Annotated in this window: 22 protein-coding genes and 1 other RNA gene; 11 read left to right on the forward strand and 12 right to left on the reverse strand. The window is 31.4% G+C overall.

Going from position 1 to position 25,050, the window contains the following annotated elements; genetic code table 11:
• Positions 1 to 350: 350 nt before the first annotated feature.
• The 5 genes from HHX25_RS10775 to HHX25_RS10795 all read left to right on the forward strand — a co-directional run bounded on the left by HHX25_RS10775 (position 351) and on the right by HHX25_RS10795 (position 8,961).
• Complete coding sequence (locus HHX25_RS10775) at positions 351 to 2,876, forward strand: tubulin-like doman-containing protein (protein WP_169673021.1); 2,526 nt, start codon at positions 351 to 353, stop codon at positions 2,874 to 2,876.
• Position 2,877: 1 nt separating this feature from the next.
• A complete protein-coding gene (locus tag HHX25_RS10780; RefSeq protein WP_169673023.1) occupies positions 2,878 to 3,639 on the forward strand; it encodes a trypsin-like serine peptidase in 762 nt (253 codons plus the stop codon).
• A 14-nt stretch (positions 3,640 to 3,653) separates the two neighbouring features.
• Positions 3,654 to 4,295 carry a DUF4230 domain-containing protein gene (locus HHX25_RS10785; protein WP_169673025.1) on the forward strand — a complete coding sequence of 214 codons (642 nt, stop codon included), beginning with the start codon at positions 3,654 to 3,656 and terminating at the stop codon, positions 4,293 to 4,295.
• A gap of 301 nt (positions 4,296 to 4,596) precedes the next feature.
• On the forward strand, positions 4,597 to 6,516 hold the full coding sequence (locus HHX25_RS10790; protein ID WP_169673027.1) for a hypothetical protein: 1,920 nt from the start codon (positions 4,597 to 4,599) through the stop codon (positions 6,514 to 6,516).
• A 99-nt stretch (positions 6,517 to 6,615) separates the two neighbouring features.
• The gene (locus HHX25_RS10795; RefSeq protein ID WP_169673028.1) at positions 6,616 to 8,961 is read left to right on the forward strand and encodes a hypothetical protein; all 2,346 of its coding nucleotides are present in this window, start codon (positions 6,616 to 6,618) and stop codon (positions 8,959 to 8,961) included.
• 305 nt (positions 8,962 to 9,266) lie between these two features.
• On the opposite strand, the gene HHX25_RS10800 is transcribed toward HHX25_RS10795, so the two are convergent.
• From HHX25_RS10800 to ssrA, 3 genes are all read right to left on the reverse strand, one after another.
• On the reverse strand, positions 9,267 to 9,647 hold the full coding sequence (locus HHX25_RS10800; protein ID WP_169673143.1) for a VOC family protein: 381 nt from the start codon (positions 9,645 to 9,647) through the stop codon (positions 9,267 to 9,269).
• Positions 9,648 to 9,784: 137 nt separating this feature from the next.
• On the reverse strand, positions 9,785 to 10,597 hold the full coding sequence (locus tag HHX25_RS21420; protein WP_169673030.1) for an AraC family transcriptional regulator: 813 nt from the start codon (positions 10,595 to 10,597) through the stop codon (positions 9,785 to 9,787).
• A 408-nt stretch (positions 10,598 to 11,005) separates the two neighbouring features.
• Positions 11,006 to 11,400: a transfer-messenger RNA gene (ssrA, locus tag HHX25_RS10810) on the reverse strand.
• A gap of 297 nt (positions 11,401 to 11,697) precedes the next feature.
• On the opposite strand from ssrA, the gene HHX25_RS10815 reads away from it, so the two are divergent.
• Positions 11,698 to 12,903, forward strand: a complete 1,206-nt coding sequence (locus HHX25_RS10815; protein WP_169673145.1) for an NAD(P)-dependent oxidoreductase — start codon at positions 11,698 to 11,700, stop codon at positions 12,901 to 12,903.
• A 20-nt stretch (positions 12,904 to 12,923) separates the two neighbouring features.
• Positions 12,924 to 13,709 (forward strand): SDR family NAD(P)-dependent oxidoreductase, encoded by a 786-nt coding sequence (locus HHX25_RS10820; protein WP_240964468.1) that lies wholly within the window; start codon positions 12,924 to 12,926, stop codon positions 13,707 to 13,709.
• A 5-nt stretch (positions 13,710 to 13,714) separates the two neighbouring features.
• Here HHX25_RS10820 and HHX25_RS10825 read toward each other — a convergent pair whose 3' ends face one another.
• The 7 genes from HHX25_RS10825 to HHX25_RS10855 form a co-directional block, all read right to left on the reverse strand.
• Complete coding sequence (locus tag HHX25_RS10825; RefSeq protein WP_169673032.1) at positions 13,715 to 14,371, reverse strand: DUF1361 domain-containing protein; 657 nt, start codon at positions 14,369 to 14,371, stop codon at positions 13,715 to 13,717.
• Entirely contained in the window at positions 14,368 to 14,766 is a 399-nt protein-coding gene (locus tag HHX25_RS10830) for a ribosomal maturation YjgA family protein (RefSeq protein ID WP_169673034.1), read from the reverse strand. The genes HHX25_RS10825 and HHX25_RS10830 overlap by 4 nt, the downstream gene beginning before the upstream one ends.
• The gene (locus HHX25_RS10835; RefSeq protein ID WP_169673036.1) at positions 14,763 to 15,392 is read right to left on the reverse strand and encodes a SanA/YdcF family protein; all 630 of its coding nucleotides are present in this window, start codon (positions 15,390 to 15,392) and stop codon (positions 14,763 to 14,765) included. Before HHX25_RS10835 ends, HHX25_RS10830 begins: the two co-directional genes overlap by 4 nt.
• Before the next feature lie 379 nt (positions 15,393 to 15,771).
• A complete protein-coding gene (locus HHX25_RS10840; protein WP_169673038.1) occupies positions 15,772 to 17,061 on the reverse strand; it encodes a DUF4153 domain-containing protein in 1,290 nt (429 codons plus the stop codon).
• Positions 17,062 to 17,436: 375 nt separating this feature from the next.
• Positions 17,437 to 17,937: a Coq4 family protein gene (locus HHX25_RS10845; protein WP_169673040.1), complete on the reverse strand. Its 501-nt coding sequence runs from the start codon at positions 17,935 to 17,937 to the stop codon at positions 17,437 to 17,439.
• A 79-nt stretch (positions 17,938 to 18,016) separates the two neighbouring features.
• Positions 18,017 to 18,310 (reverse strand): winged helix-turn-helix domain-containing protein, encoded by a 294-nt coding sequence (locus tag HHX25_RS10850; RefSeq protein ID WP_169673042.1) that lies wholly within the window; start codon positions 18,308 to 18,310, stop codon positions 18,017 to 18,019.
• 65 nt (positions 18,311 to 18,375) lie between these two features.
• Positions 18,376 to 18,987 carry a hypothetical protein gene (locus HHX25_RS10855; RefSeq protein WP_169673044.1) on the reverse strand — a complete coding sequence of 204 codons (612 nt, stop codon included), beginning with the start codon at positions 18,985 to 18,987 and terminating at the stop codon, positions 18,376 to 18,378.
• A gap of 100 nt (positions 18,988 to 19,087) precedes the next feature.
• On the opposite strand from HHX25_RS10855, the gene HHX25_RS10860 reads away from it, so the two are divergent.
• Positions 19,088 to 19,465 carry a DUF1801 domain-containing protein gene (locus tag HHX25_RS10860; protein ID WP_169673046.1) on the forward strand — a complete coding sequence of 126 codons (378 nt, stop codon included), beginning with the start codon at positions 19,088 to 19,090 and terminating at the stop codon, positions 19,463 to 19,465.
• A gap of 6 nt (positions 19,466 to 19,471) precedes the next feature.
• On the opposite strand, the gene HHX25_RS10865 is transcribed toward HHX25_RS10860, so the two are convergent.
• Positions 19,472 to 20,353 carry a hypothetical protein gene (locus tag HHX25_RS10865; protein WP_205958031.1) on the reverse strand — a complete coding sequence of 294 codons (882 nt, stop codon included), beginning with the start codon at positions 20,351 to 20,353 and terminating at the stop codon, positions 19,472 to 19,474.
• 62 nt (positions 20,354 to 20,415) lie between these two features.
• Entirely contained in the window at positions 20,416 to 21,234 is an 819-nt protein-coding gene (gene kdsA / locus HHX25_RS10870; RefSeq protein WP_169673048.1) for a 3-deoxy-8-phosphooctulonate synthase, read from the reverse strand.
• A 274-nt stretch (positions 21,235 to 21,508) separates the two neighbouring features.
• Here kdsA and typA point away from each other — a divergent pair, with 274 nt between their 5' ends.
• The 3 genes from typA to HHX25_RS10885 all read left to right on the forward strand — a co-directional run bounded on the left by typA (position 21,509) and on the right by HHX25_RS10885 (position 25,033).
• Positions 21,509 to 23,308 (forward strand): translational GTPase TypA, encoded by a 1,800-nt coding sequence (gene typA, locus HHX25_RS10875; protein WP_205958032.1) that lies wholly within the window; start codon positions 21,509 to 21,511, stop codon positions 23,306 to 23,308.
• A 1-nt stretch (position 23,309) separates the two neighbouring features.
• A complete protein-coding gene (locus HHX25_RS10880; RefSeq protein WP_169673050.1) occupies positions 23,310 to 23,549 on the forward strand; it encodes a uroporphyrinogen decarboxylase in 240 nt (79 codons plus the stop codon).
• Between the two features lie 182 nt (positions 23,550 to 23,731).
• Positions 23,732 to 25,033, forward strand: coding sequence for an O-antigen translocase (locus HHX25_RS10885; RefSeq protein ID WP_169673052.1), 1,302 nt, complete (start codon positions 23,732 to 23,734; stop codon positions 25,031 to 25,033).
• Positions 25,034 to 25,050 lie beyond the last annotated feature (17 nt).

Raw genomic sequence — 25,050 nt, forward strand, 5'->3', positions numbered from 1 at the left:
GTATAGATAATTGGATAAGTTTTCTAATTAAATCCTTAATACTTATTGGTATCACAGCATTTGTATTATGGGCAATCTTTTTTGCTCTGGTAAAATTTACACAGAAGAAAACTAAATTACATAAAGATATATTTCTGCGTCTTCAATTTTTATGGGCACTTTTCCTCTTGTTTGTACTTTTCAATGTATACTGGTTTTATTTTATAAAAGTAAACGGAATCCACGAATTTACATGGGGAATCTTAACATTCTATGCAGACATAAGTGCACAGTTGCTTATATACTTGCTTATAGTTATAACTTTTATATACAGTTATTCAAAATATTATTCACTTTTAAAAAAATAGGACATGGCAAAACCAACATTATTAATAGGCATAGGAACAAGCGGATTGCGTGTTTTAGAAGAGACTCAAAAATTTTATTTTGAGCATACAGGTAAAAACAAACCTGGGAATGTAGAGTACTTATATTTAGAAACCGATGAAAGTAGTTTTCCTTCAACCACAGTACTGAAGAATGAAATTAAACGTGTTTATTTGGATTTAAGTGATAAAGAAACAAAAATCAATAATTTAAAGGATCAGTTACCAGAGTCGGAAAGCCATTGGATACCCGATCCAAATTATATCAAAGATGCTGGAAAAGGAGCAGGAGGGATGCCAGCTTTTGGAAGGGTAGCCTTATGGAGTTATCCTAATTTCAATACAGTAAAGGAAGCTATTAATAGTGCATTCAATAAAATTAACAATCATACACAAGTAGATAGTGATAATACAAGACCTGCGGTATTTATAACAGGTTCCTTAACAGGAGGTACAGGTTCTGGAGTCTTTATCGATATCGCTTACATGATCAAGAAGCATATTCAAGGATTGGAAGATGTTTATGGTTTGTTTTTAACCCCAGGTAGGGACTATATGGGCAAGGATAATATTTTGTATTGCAATACACTATCCTCTCTATGCTCATTAGAAAAATTCAATCAGCCAGAACAGGAATATCACATGAGTTGGCCAGACTCTACCACAACCAAAATCAATGACCTTCCTTTCGAAATTTCTCATTTCATTTCACAGGACCGAAATGATGGTATAGCACAAGTAAAAAGCTTAAGTGGTTTGTATAAAATTGCTGGCTTATGGATGTTTTTAAACATTTTTGGATTAAGGGAAAAAAGAGACAGAAGATTAGTAGATAGTAAAGGGAGTGCCTTTATAGACAAGTATGGTTCTTTTGGTATTGCCGCGGTTCAATACCCTAAAAGGCAATTAGAAGAATTATTGGGAGTAGATCTAAGTATTAATCTCCTTAATAGGTGGATAGACCCGATAGCTTATTATAATAAAAGCAATAAAAATCAAATAAAAGCCGTAAGACAACGTATTGTTAGTGATACTATAACTCATTTCGAGAGAACACTTAAAAATGCGTTCGATACTTTGGATGCTACCATTGTTGATGGTGAGAATAGGGTACTTTCAGATTTAAAAATAAAGGCTGAGCAAATTAATAAAAAAGAGTACACGGAACAATCTGCGTATCATTTTATTAAGCGGTGGTTCAGTTCTTATGGAGATAATAATTATTATACAGCTGTCAAAAATAATTTACAGCTTGCCGAAGATGAATTGATACAAAGAATCCACGAGTTAATAAGTACCACAATAGATCGTACAGAGAACCTGCAAATATCAAAAATTCAGTTATCGGCTATTAGTGATGCTATAAAAGACAATAGAGAATATTGGGAAACCCTGGGAATACACCCCAAACCAGAAAAATGGGAAAACCTTCTGGAAAAACAAATAAAATGGATTCTTAAATCAAGGTATAAAATGATTGGCGAACAAAATGCCGTGGTTCGAGATCGTTTAAAAACGACATTCGATTTGATGAAGATTCATTTAATGGCAGAAAGGGTATGGCGATTGAAAAAGAATATTACAGATGAGACAGATCCTCTAAAAACATTCGATGGAAACATAACGCTTCCTAAAATACCCAAGATTGATCAATTGATTAAAAACATTAGTCATGTTATCGATTCTCAAGACAGGAACAATAATTCCAACAAGAAAAACAAAACATTGCAATCTAGGTACAATGATATAGAATCAGAATTAAAAGATACCACCATCCCTATACTTAGGGTCTATAAAGATGGTAGCTCTCCAGAAGCATTCCATAGAACATATGATTCAGCAAAAACACGCTATTTCACGCAGACGGGAAAAAACATAACATCTAAAAAAACGATTATAGAAGAAGCTTCTTTATGGGATTATATTAATACATCTACAGATAAACTTCATACCACTTTATTTAGAGACTGTATCACAAAATTTGAATCAGATGTTATTAGGTTGGCATGTTTTGAAGATATGGATATTGCCGAGTATATTAATAGCAACCCTAAAGAAAGTGGCAAAATGGCACTTATTGCAAAAACACCGCTCATTATGGTTAATAATGATAACAAAACAGATTTTGTAGAGGGAAAAGGCATACCAAGGTTAGTAATAGGCAAGGATAAAAGTCAAATAGATAAAGTATTTAATGCGCTGCAAAATGATACTGAAATTTCTTATTTAAACTCATACGTAGAGGATGAAGATGGTATTTGGCTAAACGAGGAAATTAGCAATATTGTCATATTCTATGTAGAACAAGGTTATATGTCTAATGGAGATTCCTTCAATCCATTAAAACATATTAAAAATATAGGAGACATTAAGCATGTATACGAATTGGAAAAGGAACGTTATTCAAAAACTAAGGGAATAGGGCATGAAACATGGAACATTTTAAGAAACCCTTACATGAATGAAGAAGAGTTTATGGAAATTATGGATGTTAATCAAAAACAAAAATAAGATGATACTTCTTGGAAATACAGAAAATGAGAAAAACGAAAATAGAAAGAAACTCAATAAAAAAGGTAAGCTAGCAAGTACCTTTTTTATACTCATAAGTTTCTTGCCAATACTTGTGTATCTCATCTTTCATTTTGGATTAGTTGAAAGTCAGTCTAAATTTAATCAGGCATTGGAGAAGTCTGTAGCCTTGGTGAATACGGGAACAGGAACTGGGACCGCCTTTTTAATAAGTCCTACCAAATTATTGACAGCAAAGCATGTCGTGAAAAATAAGAATGTAGGGGATACGGTCGATTTAATATTCGAAAAATCGGAACCACAATTTTCAGCAACCGCCAAAGTTGTTTGGATCGATCCATCGAATGATCCCGAACCAGAATATTACCTGAAAGATGTCGCTGTTTTAGAATTGGTAAGTCCATCTTCAGTACCGGAGGATTACCCATATTTAACTATTGGGGAATCCGCAGGAGTTACTACACGTTCACAGGTCATTCTTATTGGATACCCAGGAGGCTTATTGTCAACAACATCGGGTGCCATTAGCAATGATAATATTAAAGGAGTCGAGTTGTTTCAGCTTGATGTTGAATCTTGGCCTGGTAATAGTGGAGGCCCATTAATATTAGAAGAAACAGAGGAAGTTATTGGCATGCTAGTAGCTGGCCTTAATGAAGAATATCAAGGTATTAACTTTGCTAACAAAATTGACAACATTATACTTTTATTAGAAGAAAATGGGATCGATATATATGAATAATTACTATTAAAATTATGAAAAGGGTTCTTTTTGGAATCATATTGGCTTTAGTAGCCATATCAATTTATAACTCTAAGGTTAATGGTAATGAAAAATCTGTGTTGAAAGAAAGTTCAATGCTGCTTCAACAAGAGTTGAGGAAAGTATCTAAACTAATCGTTACAGAGGGTGACTTTGTTGAAGTTTATAAATATTCCAATTCCAGAGAACTATTTGGGTCTTCTTTTTTAAAATCTGAAAAGAAAGCTTTAGTGGTAGCAAATGCTAAGGTTGCCATTTCATATAATTTAAAGGAAATTAATTACGAGCTTGACGATAAAAGAAAAACGCTGTTTATTCATTACATACCAGAACCAGAAATAAATATTAATCCTAATCTGGAATATCAAGATGTTAGTCCAGGACTTTTAAATGCTTTTACTGAGAAAGATTATAACACCATTCAAGATAATATCACTAAGTCTTTGTTGGAAAAGGTAAAAGCGTCACAACTCATATTGAATGCCAAAAACAGACTGATTAGTGAGCTTGCCAGATTTTATGTGTTAACTAATGAAATGGAATGGACGCTGGTTTATAATAGTAAGGAAATCAATAAACCTGAAGATTTTGAGTTTGAAATCCATAAAAACAAAAACTTAGACAATGGAATATAGCATTTTTTAGCATATGAACTATTCCATCAAGTTTTATAATTTTTAATGACTAAATAGTAACCAAAGACAAACGTATTAAAATTTATTTTATATATTTAAACCTACTTATGTATGATGTAATTACTTTCTTTTTTGGAGGTTGATTAATTTTTGTTGGCACAAGAAATTAATGAATATTCATTCTATGAGTATCTAATATTAATGTATGGATCATCAGAATACCCAATAATTGGTATTGCTATAGTAGATAGCTATATATACTTTTATCTTTTTAATAAAATCACTTATATCAACCTATAATATGAAATATTTAAAAATTGTATTTGCATTCACTTTACTATGTACAAATTGGTGTCAATCCCAAGACCAGCAAGAAAACGACTTTACTTTATTGGATAATATTGCCGTTAATAATGTGGTTTATGGCGTCAATTTAAAATCCAGTAGCACTCAATTTACATTGCAAATTTGTGATAATACAAATTGTTACACAACAAGAGATTATGTTATAGACATAGCTCCCAAGCTATTAGTAAATGATGTACTACAAGTTATTAAAACAAATATGGACAGTGCATTGGTTATAGCTTCAGTATCGCAGACTGATAAAGACCAAATAGCAGAGCTTAAAACAAAAATACAAGCGGCTGAAACTAAAAAAGCAGAGGCACAGCGTACCGAAGTTGAAAACCTACTTAAGACTATTGATGAAGAAAAAGATCAGTATTCTGCAGAATTGCTTTTAAATAGCTCAACTAAAATTCCTTACACCGTTATTACCTATGAGCTTAAAAAAGAACATAAAGAAGATTTGGAAAGTCAAAGGATTAAGGATATAAGAAATTCTTTAAGCGAAACAGACGGTGCGGTATTTAATAATGTTATTTCAACGAAAAATTTTTCTTATTTGTCAAATTTAGCTAAGAAGGATTATACGACTTTTTCATCAGACACTGAGGTGAAAAAGTTTAATGATGCTAAAAAACTTTATAATAATTTATCATTAAAGCAAGAACAAAATAGAATTGATCAATATAAATGTAAACACTATAACGAAATTAGAAAAAAAGGTCAAGGTTCATTAAAAATAAAGAATGCCTTAGTTCAGTTCTTTAATAATAAAGCTTCTTCAATATATATAGAAGCTGAAATTAATGATGGAGGCGTTACAGAAACGCTTATTTTCGTTAATTCAGATTTTAGCGTTCCTCTTAGATATTTTAATAATTACAATAGCTCTGTAACAGCATTTAGTAAAGTTGTTTCTAATAATGGTTATCGAAAAGAAATCAGCGTAGATTATAATGATATTTTCGACTACAAAGCAGACCAATTTTTTAACTATTCAGTTGCAAACAGTCAAGTTCATTTATCTAATGAGGAAGATAGTAAATATGGTGCTTCAGCTAAGGTTGTACAACGACGTTTTTTAGACTTCTTCACAGGGGTTATATATTCAGATGTTATGGGTTTCAATACCGATAACTCTAATTCTCTACTCAATGCTCAAGCCAAATTGCTATTGCCACTTAATTTAAGAAATATTAAAAAATGGTCTTTTGGAAGGCAATTTATTACCACTGCAAATATAGCTTTAGATAATAGCTTTCAAAATGAGAACAGGTTTATTGACATCAAAGATGATGAAGCCTTTAGTAATTTCGACTTGTTAAAGAAAAATAATTTATATGGAAAGTTTGCTCTCGATGTCATTTCTCATGAAGCTAAAGGTTGGTTTACCTATATTTCTTTAGGTTATAATGCAGCATTTTACAGAACTGGTCTGCGTTATACAGAAACGCAGCCTAATGTAGAAGATACTGTTACTGAACGCCAGCTTTTGTCTGTAAGTCATGGTCCCTTTTTAAACTTTGAAATTCGTCCACAATCTAATTTTGGAGCCGATGTTACTTTTAGTATTGAAGATTTAAATTATTCAGATATACCGTCTATAAGTAGCCGAAACTTTAAAGGAGACATTATACAAGATGTTGGTAAAGATCATTTTATAATGCCCTTTAACCTTATAAATATTGAAGCAAATTTTTATTGGCTAGTAAACCCTGAAAAATCTAAAGGAGGTATTTATGCTAAACTGGGGAGTTACTTCAATACAGACACAAATGGGGTCTTCCCACAAATTATGGTAGGGTATGCTACTAATTTAACATCGTTTGTCAATCGGTTTAAGCCCAAAAAGCCTGAAACTGCTAAAGAATAAGAACTAAAGTTATGGGTAGGGTTTAGCTAATAATTTTATGTAAATCAACCACCCATTTGTCAGTGATATTTAGTTTATAAAGTTTATTATTAGTTGCTTATGTCAAAATCTAAATATACAATCAAAGACTATCTGTCAGATTTATTTGAGGTTGTTAAAGTCCATAGTTTATCATTAACTTTTGTCATTATTATCTACATATTATTTTGGTTTGTTCCACAAATCAATGATCTTATTTTAGTGATTATCCAAGTGCCTAACGACTTTTTGGTAATCACTTTGTTTTTTGCTTCAATAATTGTATTTGCGTTGATAGTAAGCAATATTCAATCTTATTTTAAAGACATAAATAAAAAACGACAAATAAAACCGTTTCACAATATAGATACAGCTGCTAAAAGTAGCAGATTTAAGACGGTGGTACAAAAGGTGGTGCCCCAAGATGAAAAAGAAATTGCCGTTCAAGAAGAAAGTCGGCCCAAAACATTAGTAAAAGCTAGTTTTTGGGAATCAAAAAAAGGATATATACATCGTATGTTTCCTAAATTATTGAGTACATATTTAATCATGATTATTGCATTCTCAGTAAATAACACTTACGAGCAAATTTACAGTAAACCCATTTTCTTTTTAGGTAATTGGTGGTTACTAATCATACTTGGCGTTTTTCTTTTAATCTTGCATCCAGATATAATGAGATGGCTAAGAGCGAATACAAAACTAAATATATCTTATACCTTTTTACCTCCAGTTATTGCAATTCTCTGCCTTTTATTAATTATGGCATTAGGGTTTATGAATAAGGGTGGGACTTATAGAGATACTAGACGATTCTTTATTTCAATAAGTCTTTTAGGCATTCTTTTTTACCAACTATCGGTCTCTTATAATATACATATCATAAAAATTAAGAAAATACTCAGTGTCGTTGTGGTTTTAATAATTATCCCCACAATATTTATAATGTATATCATTTTATATATTGACCCAACTGTACTAAAAAAAGTAACGCCGTTAGTAGTCACAATGATTTGTTTAATAGGGATCTTCTCTATATTCAATGTTTTAAGGCTCTTAGGGCATATAAGTAAACTGCCTGTTTTGACTTCTTGCATTATAGTTGGGATCGTATTAACAATAATTAATGCTAATAGAAATAATTTCCAACACTATGAAGTAAGTGAAGTACCAACAGCTATTTCTCCAAATTCAAGATTAGATATTGATTCATATGTAAAACTATGGGTTGAAGATAGAAAAGAAGATATATTAAAATGTCATACCGAGGCTAAGTTTCCGATTATTTTAGTATCTGCCGAAGGAGGAGGCTCGAGAGCAGGTTTGTGGTCGTTATTGGTGCATAGTTACCTGTATGAGAAAAGTGAAGATTATTTTAATAAATATTTATTTTCAATAACTGGAGCTTCTGGGGGTAATGTAGGCAATAATATATTTTATGCCCATGCATTTGATAAAAGAGATCAGTATGATAAAACTAATTTTCTGCTCAATACTTATAAAGCTAAAACGCTTGGTTTTAAATATAAAGCCAGTGAATTTTATAATGAAGACTATCTATCTGTATCTGTAGCAAGTCTTTTAGGGAGGGATTTATTACAAAGTATTGTTGGTTTTTTAGATTTTAAGGATCGCGGTAAGTTGTTGGAAATCGAATGGGAGAAATCGTTTAATAAAGCTTTTGGTAAAGACCTTTTAAGTGAACCTTATTTGACTATCATGCCAAAAAAAGAAAACGGTTTCATGATACCAATTCTTGTTACTAATACTACTGATGCGCAATTTGGAAATCTTAATATTATGAGTTCAGTAAAGACTGAAAAAGATATTGGTAACATGGCCATTTTTAAAGATATAATTACAAATTATCCTAAAAAAGATACCATGGTTAAAAGGTCTACAGCCATGTTGCTTAACGCAAGATTTCCATATATAAGCCCTACAGCTCGTATAACTGGATTGGGGCAATATGGAGATGCGGGTTATTATGATAATATTGGAGGTGTAGTCACCAAAAGGCTAGAGACTGCTTTATTAAAAGAATTAGCAAATCATGAAGATTTGAAAGGTAAATACCGTATCAAGCATCTATTTATTACCAATAATCCATATGAAGGCGATGATGATCATAAAAAAGTAAACTATTCAAGCCAACTGATTACACCTGCAAAAATGATCTTAAATGCAACATTTGCGCACCCAAACGAGATTATAAATGCTTACGGCGATGACTTTAAAATTGAGTCTAAACGTACCTATATCCCTGTAAAAAAGGTGTCTTTAAATTTTGATGAAGAGAAAAAGTTCAGACCAATTTTACCTTTGGGAAGGTATTTGAGCTGGAGCGCTATAAAATCACTTGAAGAACGCTTAAAACATAAAGAGGTTACTGGTAAATTGGACAGTTTGTTGCTTAAAACAAAGTAAAATTTTCATAACATGAACCTTAGTTGGTATTCAAGGCTTATTATGTAATAACCTATGCTTGTTGTTAGTAACTTTTGCTGTTCATTTAGTTTATTTTAACACGTCTCTATACTCTTAATCTACTAAACTATTGCAAACTAAAGCAAATGGATTTTTTTTTTTGAAAAATCTAATGCTTCTGGAATTTCATCTCCCAATAGCCCTCTAGAAAAGCATTGCCATCACAAATTTACGATACCGAAGAATCTATAAGAGGATCTACTGGATTTTTTTAGCCTATGCCTAATATATATAGGCATAGCGTGTTATTCTTTGGGTTCAGTATAAGTCACAATATCAATTCCAATTCCATTTGGGTCAACAATAGCGAAATGCCTATCTCCCCAAGGTTCGTTTCTGATTTCAATTTCAATTTCAATTCCTTTGTCTTTAAGTTGTTTATAAACCTTGTCCACTTTTGCCACTTCAATGGTCAAATAAACACCTTTTCCGTTAAAGGGGTGTTGAAAGATTGGCTTTTGGCTTGGGTGGTTCGGTTGTAAAAAGCTAATTTCTGCCGATTTGTTTGGAGTGTGCATCAAAAGATAGAAATCGTTTTCAAAGCTTATGTCAAACCCTAATACATTAGTATAAAACTCTTTGGTTTCAGCCAGTTTATCTGTGATTATACCTGCGTTTAATTTCATTTTGTTATTCGTTTGCGCATTTGATAGTCCAATTGTTAAAACAAATGCAGTTAATAATAATGTTCTCATCTTTAATATTTTAATAAAACAAAATTAGGATAGGATATTTGGCAGGAATTGTAAAAATCGGACAAAGTCTAATAGAAGGCTTCTGAAGGTGTTACCCCATAGAATGTCTTGAAACTTTTAATAAAATGTGCTTGGTCAAAGAATCCAACGTCAAAGTATAATTTGTTCTCTTTTAAGCTTTGTTTTGATGGCTTGGCATTTAGTATGTGCTGAAAACGCACAACATTGCTAAAAGTTTTTGCAGTAGTTCCAATATAGAAATTAAAAATCCTACGAAGTTGTCGAGAGCTTAAACCTGTATTCAATTCCTTCTCGGTATCCAAAAACCCGTTTTTTTGAAAAATAAGGTTTAAAGCGTTGAAAAAACGATGATCTAATTGAAAATTATAGTTTATAGTTAAGTCCGTTAATTTTTTGTTTAAGCGCTGTGTTATCTTTTTAAACGATTCTGATGGTTTGATTTCTGAAGCCATCCAGTTTGAAAGTTCAGGTAAAATATGCTTAAGTTCTTGTGATCGATTACTCAAGATTTTGGCGTTTATTCCAAGTAAATGTGGAAGGGCAGAAGGCAAAAACCGAATTCCGATATAGTCGAACGATTTGCCAATAGGAAACTCTGTATACTTTCTACAAAATCCCATCACAAAATTTTCGGAAGGTTGGTTGTGGTTAAAAAATATGTCGATACAGCCATCTGAAACCACCCGGTAAATAAAAGGCTGGTTAAGTTTGTTTTGTGTTTTCAGCTGCCAAAAGCAGTACACATAATTCTCTATGTCTACATTTGGCCGAACTTCTCGGTAAACTATTTCTTCGTTTTCAGCACTTACGGTTGGCTGAATCGGTCTGTAGTAATTTTTTATGGCTTCAAATTCGTTCACTTCATTTTGTTAGAGTTATGCACATAACGCCTCAAATAAAAGATGTTTTAATGTTTATCAATTCAAGCAGAGCAATCACAATCGTTTATAGCAACAAATTACCAATTATTTTCTGATGCTATGGAATAGAGTATTTTAATAATCATACGATCTATACAAGAAAACTACTTTTTCCCTTTTATATTTTTCTGGTAGTTCAATTTCCTTACGTTCAAAATATTTTTATGATATAAGGAAGGAATTTTTTACTTCCTTAAAACGTATGTAGGGGAGCTTTATAAATAGGCGTCCCCACTCTTTTAGCCTATTATTTTGTTTATGTGGATGAGAAGAAAAAAGGTTAATATTGGTTTATTATTCCCTTTAATTTTCCCTATAACCTGAAAAACCCTTAAAAAATAAGGGTTTTAGTGGAGTCGGAGAGAATCGAACTCTCGTCCAAACAAGTAATCAAAGAGCTTTCTACACGCTTATTCTTTTCTTGGATTTTCGATTATAAGCTGGTTAAAGACAACCTACTTATAACTTATCTTTTTTAGTTTCAAAAGGGCATCAAAGCACTACCCAATCTATGTTAACATTTACGATGCCTCAAAATAGAACGCCGTTAACAAAGGCTTTCTGGAGACATAAAGCTTGCACACCTTGTGTGCCTAGGCTAATCTTACTATAATTCAGATTATGCAGCTAAAGCGTAATTATTTTCGCCGTTTAAAAGTTGACCTAGCCTTTAACGTGTTTCAATGTCATTACACGACGTGCTTACCGTTCAATTAATCTCGCTGTCAAAACCAGTCGACCCCTTAATTAATTTGTCATTTCGGGTGATTTTCTGTCATATCAAATATAATTGAAATAAAAATCGTATTGAGAAATGTTTGTTATCCTAATTGTTTCAAATTATGAATTGTCTCTCATATCAAGGTGTTTAACGCCTTAACCCTTAATGCAGACAGCAAAGGTATCAAAAAGTTTGTATAACCATGCAAATCCTCTTATTTTCGTGCAAAAATTATTCCAGTATTTAATTAACTACTTGTATTAGTAATAATTAGTATTGCTAGAACATTTGACCAACTAAACCAAATAACCAAATGAATATCCAGTTTGCTATTATAAAAGAGCGTAAAACACCACCAGATAGGCGTGTGGTATTTTCTCCGCTAAAGCTAGCTGAAGCCCAAAAAGAATTTACTAAAGTGACTTTTAAAGTTGAATCTAGTGATATTCGTGTGTTTTCTGATGAACAATATAAGGCAGAAGGATTTGAGGTAGTAAACAATATTGATGACTGTGATGTGATGATTGGTGTAAAAGAAGTACCAATTGAAAATCTAATCCCTAATAAAAAATACTTTTTCTTTTCCCATACTATAAAAAAGCAACCCTATAACAGGGAGCTTTTAAAAGCTATTTTAGAAAAAAATATAGAACTGTATGACCATGAAACTATTGTTGGGAGTAATGGATTTCGTTTAATAGGTTTTGGCTATTATGCGGGGTTGGTAGGTGCCTATAACGGGTTTAGGGCTTTGGGTTTGAGAGATGGGCTATTTCAATTACCAAAAGCTGAAACCTTGACAGATTTAAATGCTATGAAGACTGAGCTGGATAAAATTGAACTACCAAATATTAAAATATTACTCTCTGGGACTGGAAAAGTAGCACGTGGAGCTAAAGAAATTTTAGATCATTTAAACATAAAGCAAGTTAGCGATGCTTTATATTTAACATCCAAATTCACCGAACCTGTTTACTGCTTGGTGGATGTTATGGAGTATAGCAAGCGTAAAGATGGTAAAGTAGGTAGCACAGAAGAATTTTATAAAGATGCGACAAATTACGAAAGTAACTTTATGCCCTATGCAAAAGAAACAGATTTTTTTATAGCAGGTCATTTTTATGGTACTGGAGCACCTTATTTATTTACACGAGCTGATGCTAAATCACCGAATTTCAATATAAATTTAGTGGCAGATATTAGTTGTGATGTAGACGGTCCTGTGGCTTCTACATTAAGGGCATCAACGATTTCAGAACCATTTTATGGTTACGACCCGCAATCTGAAAAGGAAGTTGCCTATAATGAAGTAGGCGCAATAACAGTTATGGCGGTAGACAATTTACCATGTGAACTTCCAAAAGATGCCAGTGAAGGTTTTGGTGAACAATTTCTTAAACATGTCATTCCAGCATTTTTTAATAATGATGCAGATGGTATTTTGGAAAGAGCAAGGATAACAAAAGATGGAAAACTAACAGAAAAATTCTCTTATTTGCAAGATTACGTGAATGGTGAAGAGTAATTTCGAATTACTAAAATGATATGATGAGTAAAACAGCGTTAGTAACTGGGGCTGCTTCGGGATTGGGATATGAATTAGCGTTTTTACTAATAAAAGATGATTATAATCTTGTTTTAGTTGATATTGATGCACCTAAGCTCAAAGAGGTAAAACAGTTTTTTAATAAAACCTATAAAAACACGGTTACCATATTGGTAAAAGATTTAAGTCAGCCAGATGTCGCTCAGGAGATTTATAATGAAGTTAAGCAGTTACCTGTAATAGATGTGTTGGTAAATAATGCAGGTTTTGGGCTATTTGGAACATTTGCAAATACAGATTGGAAACGTGAATCTGAAATGCTCCACCTTCATGTTTTAACAACAACACACTTAACAAAATTAATTTTACCAGCTATGATCTCTAGAGAATCTGGTAAAATCTTAAATATTTCATCTTTGGCTGCATTTCAACCTGGTCCCATGATGTCTATGTACTATGCATCAAAATCTTATATTTTATCTTTTTCTGAAGCGATAGCGAACGAATTAAAAGGTACAGGGGTAACTGTTACTGCTCTCTGCCCTGGACCAACTAAAACATTATTTCAACAAACAGTTTCTAGCAATTGTTCGGAGAATAAAATTAGTTTTAATATGGCCTGTCCTACAGATGTTGCTCAGTATGGCTATAATGCTATGAAAAGAGGTAAAACAGTAGCAATTCCAGGTGTTTTTAATAAGTTTTTATCCACAATTCCGCGTTTTGTTACAAGAAATATGGCAACAAGAATTGTTAGAAATATTCAAGAAAAGAATAGGGCTTAATAGTTTTAAGACTTATATAATACCTTAAATATCCAAAATCCGATACTTAAAAAAATACCAAACAGAAAGGTAAATAACCAGGCTTCTAAATGTTGATTGGGATGTAAAATAATATTGAAAATATCATTAAATAGGTTCAAAGGATGCTGTATGATTTCCCATGAGTTATAACGTAAAAATCGGCCTAGATAAACACCAAATCCACTGAGAAAAAGTATGGATATTATCGCAAAAGGTATTGTTTTCCTTTTCAGATATTGACTCAATAAGGTTTCCATGTCTAGTAGCGAAAGCGAAAACATCAATAATCCATTTAGAGCAAAAGAACTTACCACGAGCACATCCAGCCATAGTAAATGGCTAGAGCTTATTTTTAAGTGTAATAAATCTGTAATAATATAAGGCGCATTTGGTAAAAAGAGCAACCAAATACTAAACCATATTATAAAACCTATTTTGTTAAGTTTCGGGATACTTGTTAAATAGGTGGAGATGGCAAAAGGAATGACAGCTAAAAACAAATTCCAGACCAAAAATAAGTAGAAATAGGAATGTGTTAATTTCATTCTTATCATAAGTAATACAATACTTAGTATCATTGAAATACTTAATAAATAAAAGATTTTAAACCGATTGATAATAAGTGCTTTGATAGAATTCATATGTTGTTTGTTTTTTTGAGACCAGATAAGGTTAGGACATATTCAATAATTAAAACAGAAAGAATGCCTAAACTATAAGCAACCAAATCTGAAATTTGGAATGTACTGCCAAGGATAAGTTTTAATAAATGGTTGTTGTTTAAGTTTAACATGCTCAATATGTTTATTAATTGTAAGAACTCTATAATATAAGCGCAAATTAAAACAGGAATCGCAACGATAAGAGGTGTTGTGTTGATAAAACTTTTAGCAAAGCAATAAAGCAGTATGACTACCAAATAATCACCAAAAGTGTAACGTATAAAGCCGTGTTTAAAATAGATAGCAATTAATATTTCTGTTGCTAATAATATTAATGTAATTATCGAATATGTTTTATTGAATTTAAGTGTCATTTTATTTCGATTTTTTCACCTAAAAACTTAGGTCGTACGTTAAAAATAACATCAATTGATGCTTTAGCTTTAGCTATATATTCTCTTAAATTTGTTTTTATGCCATATCGTCCGTTTATATTTTTAGCATTAAATCCAATGGCATTGATTTTTAGGTTTTTGGCTAGATATATGGCACGTTCGTTATGAAATTTTTGAGATATGATTGTTACAGAATTTAGCCCAAATATTTCTTTTGCTCTTACTACCGAGTCTAATGTCCTAAATCCAGCATAGTCCAAGAATATTTTGTTTTCGGGAACTCCTTTTTTTATTAGATCATTTTTGAAATCGGTAGGTTCGTCATAACTCTTTCTCCCATTATCTCCACTAATTAAAATGAATTCTATTTTTTCCGATTTGTAAAGTTGATAGGCAGCTTCCAGTCTATATTTATAATATAGGTTTATATTACCGTTCGATACAAATTTACTTGCACCCAAAACGAGTCCGACTTTATTCTTTGGAATTATTGATATATCATTATAAGTAGCATTTTTAGCTTGGTTTACTATCCAAACATTTATAATTATTGTGTAAATAATTGGTAGTGTTATTAAGAGTGTGATTTTTTTTAAATATTTCATGTTAATTAATCTATTATTGATTGTCTTTTGCTAGCCATACCCACGATTGCATTGCGGTGAAAAATGCCGAAATAAAAAAGCTAATAGCAAATGAAAGTTTAATTGCTCCATAAAGGCATAAGCTAAAACTTGTTATAGCATAAAAAGGAAAATATTTTTTAAAAACGCTTCTATTACTCAATCCATCTCTTTTAAACCAAAAAAAAGGCATAATTGTAAACAGGATGGTGAAAGCACAACAAAGAAAAATTGGAATTATTGATAAAAAAACAAAGGGTATCATGTCACTCTGAAAATCTTTGGAGATAATAAATATCCAAAATGTACAAGTAGCTAAAAGGGTTGATTTTGAAATAGCTGAAGAAATGTTCATGAGCCTTTAATTTAATTTCCAATTATTGTATTGTATTTCTTGCCAGTTTTTGCTTTCTAATTCAATTATATAGGCTTTATATTTTTCCTCAATTAAAGATTTCTTTTCATCTGTTAAGTTATTTCGATCTGCATAGTTTTTAAGAAGAAATGTGTTATTGTCTGACAACTCTAATAGATAATTAAAATCCATAGATTTTGCATGATTTAGGTTGTAGTAAGTAATGTAATTATCCCAGTTAATGATACTTGATATTATTAATATAGTAAAGGCCGTTAACGTATTGACTCTAAATAAATACCAGAAATTTTTAATTTGCTTGACTTTAATTGATGTGGTAAACAAACCTATTATTGCAAGTAATAAATAAATTAAAACACCTATTCGCTTATATGTAAATCCAAAATAATAGATGTATTGACAATCTTTTATTGCAATATTTATTATGAGTATCAGATTAAGCACTATCCAGGTATACGTGACAGTTTTAAGGTTTTTATTGTCCTTATAAAAGTTTAAATTTCCTCTGAAAAAGTATAGTATAATTATAATTGCAATAACAATAGAGGTAATTAAGGTGTTAATGCCATTATGAACTTGATTTGAAAAGGCAGAAGCTCTTAAATCGTTGGTAGAAATTAGATAAACAATATCGGTAATAATAAAAAAGACAAGGAGTATATTTAGAAGTGTAATTAAAATAAATCCTAGTTGATTTTCTTTTTTGAGCTTTTCTTCTACAATGTCTCCTTTTGTGCCTAAAGAATTTTCAATATTTAAGTCATGAGTAGTTGCTGGGTCAACTCGTACGGGTTTAGAAATATTACTTAACAAATAATAACCAAGAACGGAGACTAATACCCATTGGACATTAATAAAACGGAAGTCGATTTTAGAAATCAATTCGTTGAACATGGGGTTTCCATTTTTGTATAGACTTATAAAAATGATAACTGTAATTAACGGAACACCTATTATTTTAATTAAATGCGGGTAATCGGTTTTTTGCTTTGGTACTGTTTTTTCACCTTTTTCAGTTGTATTAAAGTTTCGGTGAAAGAATCCTGCAATAGAGGCGTAAAGTCCGTTTAGCCAATTTATGTAAATAGATGAACCTTGTTGGGATATATTTCCTATGAGTGTTAAAAAAGCGACTACATACGCAATTATCGTTAGGCTGGATTTGTGAAAAAATATTGTGATTGCAGTTGTTATAAATACGATGCTAAATATGATCGTACTTTTTTTCTTGAATAAATCTTTGTTATAGATTGTAAGTATACCAATTGTTAGCAAACAAAATAAACTGAGGTTTAGACCAAAATTTTGTTGGTAAAAAAGTATACTGAACAAAAGGGCTCCGATCAATAAAGGTATATTTTTCATTTTATATTAAATTATGAATTACTATTTGGTAGTACAGAAAAGCGATTGGGATGTTGAAAAGTATGATGCCTATCGATTTTATTATCTCAATTTTGTTTTTATTTAAGAACAATGCAGACAATAGGATAATTAAGGTTAAAGAATTAACTATTATGGCTAATCCAACATAGTAATAGCCAATCATTGTCACGCTATTTATGCCCATGTTTATTATTTGTAATAGAAATATAAAAGTTCCTATACTAAATGATATTAACGCAATTTTGTATGAAGTTTTAAATACGTTTATGTCCATTTTAAATTTTTTATTAATGTGTTAATTTGTGATTTCGAGAATATAACCTGTCTTAAATCATGTATAGAAATCATTAGTAATTCTTTATAATCAAAATGATGAAATGAATTAGCACTTTTTCCAATACAGTACGATTTATAGTAATATTTGTAATAATCAGGTAGAATAATGGTGCCTAATATAATGACTCCACAGAGGTATAGACTTCTTTTACCGTTTCCATAACATAAGTATTGTAAGGCAATTTCGTCTTCAACTTCAATACCGTAACCCGTTAGGGTATGATAAGCATCATGTCTTTCAACTTTTGGGATCAATTCAAAATTATTTTCATTTAGAAATAATCCGAGATGTTTTCCAAAAGAGTCTTTGGGATAGTTTAGCAATTGTTTTTTGTCAACTCTCCAAGGTTCACAGCTCTTAAAAAGATTTGTATAAATCTTTTTAGATATTTCAAATAACCATGCTATAAGTTTTTTTCTCAAATCCATATTTAAAGTACTTTGAAATTCAAAGTAAATAATTAAAAAAATTTACTTTTATTATTGTCATTCCTGCAAAAGCAGGAAACTATTGCTTATTAATTAATTTTTCAAGGGCATTAATGTGTTTTTTAAATTCGGCCTCTCCTAATTTGGTAGTACTATAACGTGTATTTGGTTTTCGGCCTATAAATTGCTTCTCAACTTTTATGTATGCCGCTTTTTCAAGAGCTTTAGTATGGCTTGCTAAGTTACCATCTGTAGCTCCTAGTAATTCTTTCAGCATATTAAAATCGGCATATTCATTCACCATTAAAATAGACATGATGCCTAATCTAATTCTATGATCAAATACTTTGTTTATGTTGGTAATGATACTCATTTTACTTCCTAAGAAAATAGGAATCTTCCTTTTAAAATTTCTAAGTTACTGAAAACTGCGACTATTTACTTTTTAATATCATATTTAAAGTACATCCAAGTACCATAAACAATATGCATAACTCCAAATCCCAATACCCAAAGCCAAAACCCATATCCAGGAATCCAAGCGCAAATTAAACCTAAAATAATTTGTATAAAACCTAAATAACGAATATCTCCAATACTGTATTTAGAAGCATTTACTAGAGCGAGTCCATAAAATAATAACATTAAAGCCCCTGTTTGCCCATATTTTTGCTGTCCTAGTATAATTAATATATAGATACCACCAGCTATTAACGGAATTAAAAAATTTACTACTAGACGTCTCGATGAGCTATCCCACATATTGGCGCCATTTTTTTTTGCCTTTCTTGTTGTTAAAATAATTCCAGTAACTACGCTTAAAAATGCAATTAAAAATAAGTCTAACATCACCAACCTAAATATTTTACCATTCAATACTAATGTGCCACTACTATATTCTACAACCAGCCAATAGGCAATGGCTGCTCCAATGAGGGCATAAATTCCTGCTAATATTCCCGATAAACCACTAAGTGATATAAAACGAGAGGATTTATTCATTAAATCTTTTATCTCGCTTATGTCTTTTAAATAATCTTTTGATTCCATATAAAAGTACTTTGAAATACAAAGTAAATAAATATTTTTCAATTGGGCATCATAAAATTTTGTTAAGTTTGATATTTATAAATCTAAACCGTTTTGAATATTGAAACCTGTAGACGCATATTTTTTTAATCAAAAAGAGCCTTACCAATCCATTATGCTTTATGTTAGAAGTGTTATATTAAATACACTTCCAGAAGTAGATGAGCGGTATAGTTATAAAATTCCGTTTTATAATATTGGAAAGAAACCCATGATTTATTTAAATATTTTAAAAGGTAAAGATTATGTGGATGTTGCTTTTGTACAAGGTGTTCTGTTGGAAAAGCAATTTCCTATTTTAAAGAATGATAATAAACGTAAACAAGTGCGGTCTATTCAACTAAGAACCATTGAGGATCTAGATCATGAAAATTTTATTGAATTATTACATGAGGCTTCAAACTCGTTGAGCAAAAGTAAAAAGGCTTGGTTTATTTAAACGATTTCAAATTCTAAAAACACCACCAAAAGAAATAACACGCTGCAAGTAAAAGAAATGTTGTGATGCACTTTCCGCAGTGTTACTGGTTGTTCGTATATCAGGCATATTTATATAACCTCCTCTTAAGTCTAATTGTATAAAAAAGTGTTTGAAAAACGTCATATTCAGCCCAGCGTTAAGAGATAGTCCATAACCAGCTACATGAAACTCATCGTACCTATCTTTTTGAAGTAGCGTCGCGTTTGTTTTCGGGTATAAGATTCCAGCACCTAGTCCCTCAGTAATATTTAGTTGGAATTTGTCGGTGTTTTGGATGTTGAATATGGAAGAAACATCATCAAATCTCGAAAATTCAGTATAAACATAGTTTAAACCATCTGTGTGTTCAAACAATAAGAAATCTTCAGATACAAAAAAAACTTCATTATCATAATTTCCATTGTATTGGCTGCCTAATTCATTGTTGGGTAAATTAATGTAACCGTCAATAATTTTATTTCTATTGTCGTTCATTACATATTTCATATGGTCCATACCAAACGAAATGGCGTACTTATCTGAGATAAAATAACCAATTTTTAAATTAGTTTGTGGAATCGTAATTTTTGTTGGTTTAAAATAGTCGATATGCCACCCTTTTGGCTTGTCTTTAGCAGACGCATCTCTAATGGTAAAATCATAATTGGTACCTTTAAACCTAATATCCGATCTTGAAAAAGATTCCCTATTGCCTCCCCAGCTAATAAAAAATTTACCTTTATTGGAGGCTGTATATTTTTGAGAATTATTTGTGGTATTGGTACTGGTTTTTTGAGAGAAACTGTACTGTGATACGAAAGAGCTTACAACTATTTTTGCTATAAGCTTAAATGATTTGATATTCATTAAATGCTTTTGATTGATTTGGAGAAAAAGTTTTTTTAGGAATAAATCTATTCCTTAAAAAACTAGAGTGATTGAACCGTTTTTCTGATGGTAACTAGGTTGGTGAGTAACTTTTCTAAATTATCCAGATGTAGCATATTGGCACCGTCACTTTTGGCATTGGCAGGGTCGTAATGAGTTTCGATAAATAGACCATCAACATTATTAACAACGCCAGCCCTGGCTATAGTTTCAATCATGTCTGGTCTTCCACCTGTTACACCAGCACTTTGATTAGGTTGTTGTAAAGAATGTGTAACATCTAAAATGGTTGGAGCATATTGACGCATGGTTGGTATCCCTCGAAAATCTACGATCATGTCTTGATAACCAAACATAGTCCCCCTATCTGTTATCCATGCTTTGTCACTTCCAGAATCTTTAACTTTCTGTACTGCATGTTTCATGGCTTCTGGACTCATAAATTGCCCTTTTTTTAAGTTGACTACTTTACCAGTTTTTGCCGCCGCAATGACCAAATCTGTTTGGCGAACTAAGAAAGCCGGAATTTGTAATACATCAACATAATGAGCGGCTAGGGTTGCATCAGAAATTTCATGAATATCTGTAACTGTTGGGATACCAAAAGTATCTGAAACTTTTTTAAGGATTTTTAATGCTTTCTCATCACCAATTCCTGTAAAACTATCAATTCTACTACGATTTGCTTTTTTAAAGCTACCTTTAAAAATATAAGGGATTTCTAGCTTGTTAGTAATAGCAACTACTTTTTCGGCAATACGTAGTGCCATATCCTCTCCCTCAATGGCGCACGGACCACAGAGCAAGAAAAAATTGTTTGAATTTTTATGTTTTATTTTTGGTATATCTTGAAGCGCCATAAATTTTTTCAGAGAAATTATAATACAAAGATACTATTAATGCTGAATTAATAGGTGTATCTTTTTAAATAGAATTGAAAACATTTTTAAGTGTTTATGTTAAAATATTGAGCCATTCTAGTTTAATGTTTTTAACAGTTTAATAACGAGAAAGATAAAGTAAAAGCCTTTCTTTTTTTTGTATTTTACAAAGAAGGAATATTCAAAAAAATAATATTCCATAATTTATACATTATTTATGGTTACCTTTGCACGCTTAAAATAAGGCACTATTATGACTAAGATTAAAAATATTGCAATTATTGCTCACGTAGATCATGGTAAAACTACTTTGGTTGATAAGATTATGTACCATTGTCAGTTATTTCGTGAGAATGAAAATACAGGCGATTTAATTCTTGATAATAATGATTTGGAGCGTGAAAGAGGTATTACAATTACTTCTAAAAACGTTTCTGTAATCTATAAAGACACAAAGATTAATATTATTGATACACCTGGTCACGCCGATTTTGGAGGTGAAGTAGAGCGTGTGCTAAATATGGCTGATGGTGTTTTATTATTGGTAGATGCCTTTGAGGGACCTATGCCACAAACACGTTTTGTATTGCAAAAAGCAATTGATTTAGGTTTAAAGCCGTGTGTGGTTGTGAATAAGGTTGACAAAGAAAATTGTACGCCTGATGAGGTACATGAAAAAGTTTTTGACTTGATGTTCGAATTGGGAGCAGAAGAATGGCAGTTGGATTTTCCAACGGTTTATGGTTCTGCAAAGAATAATTGGATGAGTGATGATTGGCAAAAAGAAACAGAAAATATTGAACCATTATTGGATATGGTTATAAACCACATTCCAGAACCAAAAATTGAAGAAGGTACCACCCAAATGTTAATTACGTCTTTAGATTTTTCTTCTTTTACAGGAAGAATAGCTATAGGCCGTTTAACGCGTGGTGAATTAAAAGTTGGACAAAATATATCTTTGGTTAAGCGTGATGGAAGTATTGTTAAGTCTAAAATTAAAGAACTACATGTTTTTGAAGGCTTAGGACGTAAAAAAGTAGAAGAAATACAAGCAGGAGATATTTGCGCTATAGTTGGATTGGAAGGTTTTGAGATTGGTGATACGGTTGCAGATTGGGAGTCGCCTGAAGGTTTAAAGACTATTGCTATTGATGAGCCAACCATGAGCATGTTATTTACTATTAACGATTCGCCTTTTTTTGGAAAAGATGGAAAATATGTAACCTCCCGCCACATTAAAGAACGTTTGACAAAAGAACTTGAAAAGAATCTGGCACTTCGTGTTGAAGAAACTGATAGTGCAGATAAGTTTATGGTATTTGGTCGTGGTGTCCTACATTTATCTGTTTTAATAGAAACGATGCGTCGAGAAGGCTACGAATTACAAATTGGACAGCCTCAAGTTATTATTAAAGAAATTGATGGTGTTAAATGCGAGCCAGTAGAAGAAATGACTATTGATTTACCAGAAGAGGTTTCAGGTAAAGCTATTGAAATGGTAACATTACGTAAAGGGGAAATGCTAAGCATGGAAGCTAAAGGAGACCGTATGGTGTGTGAATTTGTAGTGCCATCCAGAGGTATTATAGGATTGCGAAACCAATTATTAACGGCTACTGCTGGCGAGGCTATTATGGCACATCGCTTTAAAGAATATCAGCCGTTAAAAGGAGGGATTCCAGAACGACAAAATGGTTCTTTGGTATCAATGGAAAAAGGTCAGGCAATTCCTTATTCTATTGATAAACTACAAGAAAGAGGTAAGTTTTTTATAGATCCAGGAGAAGATATTTACGAAGGTCAGGTTATTGGAGAAAATTCTCGCGGTGACGATATGACGGTAAACGTGACAAAAACTAAAAAACTTAGTAATGTACGTTCGGCTGGAGCAGATGATAAGGCGAAAATTGTACCCGCAATTAAGTTTTCATTAGAAGAGGCTTTAGAATACATTCAAAAAGATGAATACGTAGAGGTAACACCAAATCACTTGCGTTTACGTAAAATCTATTTAACAGAAGTAGAACGTAAACGAAACAAAACGATATAAGATGGAATTCTTTGGAATTTCTGGTGTTGAATGGGTTGGATATGCTGCTATGGCTACTGTTTTAATCTCATTCTTGATGAAATCGGTTAGTAAACTGCGAATAGTAAACTCCTTAGGATGTTTACTATTTGTGTTTTATGGCATTTTGTTAAATCCAGTTTCAATGCCAATTATAATAACCAATACGGCTATATTTTGTATTAATTTATATTACTTATTGCAGAAAAAAAATGAAACCTGACTTATGATTTGTAGCATCTGATAAATTCTTACAACTTTAGCTTAAAAAGAAAGAAAAGTTAAATGATTTTGTATATTTGACCCCCGTTATAAAAGCATAGTAGAATAATATGTTTTTTTTAGCGTTTACAGGTCATGTATTCAATTTTAAGTAATTTTATTTACTAAAAAATTCATACTTAATTGAAAAGGTTAATTGATTATATAAATAGTAAGGTTTTAGTTAAAATTACTTCGTTACAAACAGCTTCTGTATTAACAAGAATAATAGCAGGGATATTAACTTCTAAAGCTATTGCCGTTTTTATTGGACCTGTAGGGTTGGCGTTAATAGGAAATTTGCAAAATTTTGTTAGCTCTTTTCAAACGATTGCAGTAGTTGGTTTTTACAAAGGGGCTGTAAAAAATATCTCAAAATTTAAGGATGATGTTCTAGAATTAAGTAAGGCAGTATCGACCATATTCTATATCGCATTCATATCAACTATTTTAGTGTCTTTTTTCTGTTATTTTAATGCAGAATTAATCAATAATATTATCTTTCCTGTCTATAATAACTATACTTATGTTATTCAAATATTTGCTATAGTATTGCCTTTTTATGCTTTAAACATGTTTTCATTTTCTATAATGAACGGTTTTTCGAAGTATAAAATTCTTATTATTATCAATATCATTGGACAAGTATTAAGTGTTTCTATAGCTTTACTTTTAATTTACCAAAATAAGATCGATGGTGCTTTGGTGTCAGTTGTTATTGCAGAGGCATTAATATTTTTAATCACTTTGGTTGGTATTATTAATAGGCGTAGTTTGGTGCCTCTTATACGTGTTAATAGGGTAGATTTTAGTTTTTTTAAAAGAATGAGTTCGTATTCGTTAATGGCTCTTTTTACTGCTGTTTTTCTGCCTTTCGTTGCTATTGCTATTAGGTCATACATTATAGATAACATTGGTTATAAAGATGCTGGTTTTTGGGAAGCTATGACAAGAATATCCAAGTATTACCTAATGCTGGTTAGTTCGTTAATTGCATTATATATTTTGCCTAGGTTTTCTGAGATTGATGATGCTAAAGAATTTAAGAAAGAGGTATTTAGCTTTTATAAAACGATTATACCAGTTTTAGCTATTGGTTTGTTTATTATATATTTATTGAAATCCTTTATAGTATCAATAATTTTTTCCAATGAGTTCGAACCTGTTGAAGATTTATTTTTGTGGCAACTGTTAGGTGATTTCGTTAAGATTTTGTCCATTGTTATTGCATATCAGTTTTTAGCAAAAAAAATGTTTTGGCATTATATTTTAACCGAAGCCTTTTTAATAATAACGTTATATACAACAAGTATATATTTTATCGATTTGTTCGACGGTGTTAAAGGCGCCGTTGTTGCGCATTTTGTAAGCTATGTGATGTATTATGGTATTATTTTACTGATATTTGGTAGTTCGCTTTTTGGTATAGAAAATGAAAAGAAATAGTTTCCCAATATTAATAA

The sequence above is a fragment of the Flavivirga algicola genome (assembly GCF_012910715.1).
Lineage (GTDB): Bacteria > Bacteroidota > Bacteroidia > Flavobacteriales > Flavobacteriaceae > Flavivirga > Flavivirga algicola.

Excerpts from the sequence above, each read along its gene's own strand:
- HHX25_RS10775 (WP_169673021.1), top strand. The coding sequence starts at position 351 with ATGGCAAAACCAACATTATTAATAGGCATAGGAACAAGCGGATTGCGT.
- HHX25_RS10780 (WP_169673023.1), top strand. The coding sequence starts at position 2,878 with ATGATACTTCTTGGAAATACAGAAAATGAGAAAAACGAAAATAGAAAG.
- HHX25_RS10785 (WP_169673025.1), top strand. The coding sequence starts at position 3,654 with ATGAAAAGGGTTCTTTTTGGAATCATATTGGCTTTAGTAGCCATATCA.
- HHX25_RS10790 (WP_169673027.1), top strand. The coding sequence starts at position 4,597 with ATGAAATATTTAAAAATTGTATTTGCATTCACTTTACTATGTACAAAT.
- HHX25_RS10795 (WP_169673028.1), top strand. The coding sequence starts at position 6,616 with ATGTCAAAATCTAAATATACAATCAAAGACTATCTGTCAGATTTATTT.
- HHX25_RS10800 (WP_169673143.1), bottom strand. The coding sequence starts at position 9,647 with ATGAAATTAAACGCAGGTATAATCACAGATAAACTGGCTGAAACCAAA.
- HHX25_RS10820 (WP_240964468.1), top strand. The coding sequence starts at position 12,924 with ATGATGAGTAAAACAGCGTTAGTAACTGGGGCTGCTTCGGGATTGGGA.
- HHX25_RS10825 (WP_169673032.1), bottom strand. The coding sequence starts at position 14,371 with ATGAATTCTATCAAAGCACTTATTATCAATCGGTTTAAAATCTTTTAT.
- HHX25_RS10830 (WP_169673034.1), bottom strand. The coding sequence starts at position 14,766 with ATGACACTTAAATTCAATAAAACATATTCGATAATTACATTAATATTA.
- HHX25_RS10835 (WP_169673036.1), bottom strand. The coding sequence starts at position 15,392 with ATGAAATATTTAAAAAAAATCACACTCTTAATAACACTACCAATTATT.
- HHX25_RS10845 (WP_169673040.1), bottom strand. The coding sequence starts at position 17,937 with ATGGATTTGAGAAAAAAACTTATAGCATGGTTATTTGAAATATCTAAA.
- HHX25_RS10850 (WP_169673042.1), bottom strand. The coding sequence starts at position 18,310 with ATGAGTATCATTACCAACATAAACAAAGTATTTGATCATAGAATTAGA.
- HHX25_RS10855 (WP_169673044.1), bottom strand. The coding sequence starts at position 18,987 with ATGGAATCAAAAGATTATTTAAAAGACATAAGCGAGATAAAAGATTTA.
- HHX25_RS10865 (WP_205958031.1), bottom strand. The coding sequence starts at position 20,353 with ATGAATATCAAATCATTTAAGCTTATAGCAAAAATAGTTGTAAGCTCT.
- kdsA (WP_169673048.1), bottom strand. The coding sequence starts at position 21,234 with ATGGCGCTTCAAGATATACCAAAAATAAAACATAAAAATTCAAACAAT.
- typA (WP_205958032.1), top strand. The coding sequence starts at position 21,509 with ATGACTAAGATTAAAAATATTGCAATTATTGCTCACGTAGATCATGGT.
- HHX25_RS10880 (WP_169673050.1), top strand. The coding sequence starts at position 23,310 with ATGGAATTCTTTGGAATTTCTGGTGTTGAATGGGTTGGATATGCTGCT.